Source organism: Streptomyces sp. ICN903, assembly GCF_022015835.1.
GTDB classification, from domain to species: domain Bacteria; phylum Actinomycetota; class Actinomycetes; order Streptomycetales; family Streptomycetaceae; genus Streptomyces; species Streptomyces fenghuangensis.
The window spans coordinates 1-1,419 of record NZ_JAKMAY010000564.1; the positions used below are offsets into that span (position 1 = coordinate 1).

Consider the following 1,419-nt stretch of genomic DNA (forward strand, 5'->3'; position numbering starts at 1 on the left):
GAGCGGGGGAGGCGAGGGGGCGGCGCGGCCCGAGGACCCGGCCGGTGCCGAGATCCGGGCGTCCCACCTCCGGAGGCGGTGCGACGAGACCGTCACCCGGCTGGCCGGACTGCGCGCCCGGGGGCGCACCGGGGAGGCGCACGCCCTGCTGTGCGAAGCCGCGGGCCGTCCCGCCCCCCTTCTGCCGGTGCTGGTCGAACGCCTGGAGCGGGCCGGTATGGACGCCGACGCGGCGGACCTGCTGTGGGAGGTCGCGAGCCTGCCGCCCGGCCCCCTGGCCGAGGCCGCCGCAGCGCTCGCCGCCGCGGGCCGCGCCGAGGACTGCGGACGGCTGCTGCGGCAGGCGGCCGCGCGCCCGGCGCAGGAGGTGGCCGCGACCGCGCTCGCCCTGTGCGGGACGGGCCTCGGCTCCGGGGCCGTCGAACTGCTGTCGGCAGTGGTCCGGGCCCGGCGTCCGGAGGAGGCGGCCGAGACCGTGGCGGCCGACCCGGCCGCCCTGACGCCCCTGCTGCTGGCGGCCGCGGCACGGGTCTCCGACCGCCGCCGCAGGGACATCGAGGGGGTGCTGGCCCGGGGACGCCCCGCCGCCCGCCGGTGACCGGCCCGCACGTGCCCGCGCCCGCCCGCATCCGGCCGTCCGGCCGTGTCCGGGACACCCCGGCGCGGTCGCGCCGCCCGCCTCAGCCCGCCACCAGCTCCTCCAGCAGGGCCGGCAGCGCCCGCCCGATCGGCTCGCGCACCACCCGGTCGGCCAGCGCGTCGTACGGCGTGGGCTCGGCGTTGACGATCACCAGCCGCGCACCGTGCTCGGCGGCGATCCCGGCCAGCGAGGCGGCGGGCTGCACCTGCAGGCTGGTGCCGACCGCGACGAACACCTCGCACGCCCTGGCGATCGCCAGCGCCTCACCCAGCACCTGCGGGTCCAGTGCCTCGCCGAACATCACGGTGGCCGACTTCAGGATGCCGCCGCACCGCAGGCACTCGGGGTCCGCGACCCCGGCCCGCACCCGCTCCAGCGCCCGCTCCATCTCCGAACGCGCGCCGCACCCGGTGCACACCACGGCCCGCGCGGTCCCGTGCAGCTCCAGCACCTTGCGCTCGGGCATCCCGGCCATCTGGTGCAGCCCGTCGACGTTCTGGGTGATCACCCGCACCGGCACCCCGGAGCGCTCCAGGCGCGCCACGGCCTCGTGCGCGGCGTTCGGCCCGGCCCGCAGCGCCGGGCTCTCCAGCCGCATCCGCCAGGAGCGGCGGCGGATCTCCGGATCGTTCATGTAGTGGTCGTAGGTGACGAGCTTCTCGGCCTCGGGGTCCTTGCGCCACACCCCGTTCGGGCCGCGGTAGTCGGGGATCCCGGAGTCGGTGGAGATCCCCGCGCCGCTCAGGAGGGCCACCAGCGGCCTCCGGCCCGCCCCGGCC

Annotated in this window: 1 protein-coding gene and 1 pseudogene; one reads left to right on the plus strand and one right to left on the minus strand. The window is 78.7% G+C overall.

Annotated elements, in window-relative coordinates; translation table 11 throughout:
• Positions 1-598: pseudogene (locus tag L7D48_RS28810) on the plus strand (hypothetical protein); the annotation flags it as partial.
• A gap of 82 nt (positions 599-680) precedes the next feature.
• On the opposite strand, the gene L7D48_RS28815 reads toward L7D48_RS28810, so the two are convergent.
• Positions 681-1,419, minus strand: a 739-nt coding sequence (locus tag L7D48_RS28815; protein WP_374494195.1) for an NAD-dependent deacetylase, incomplete at its 5' end; no start/stop codon positions are given.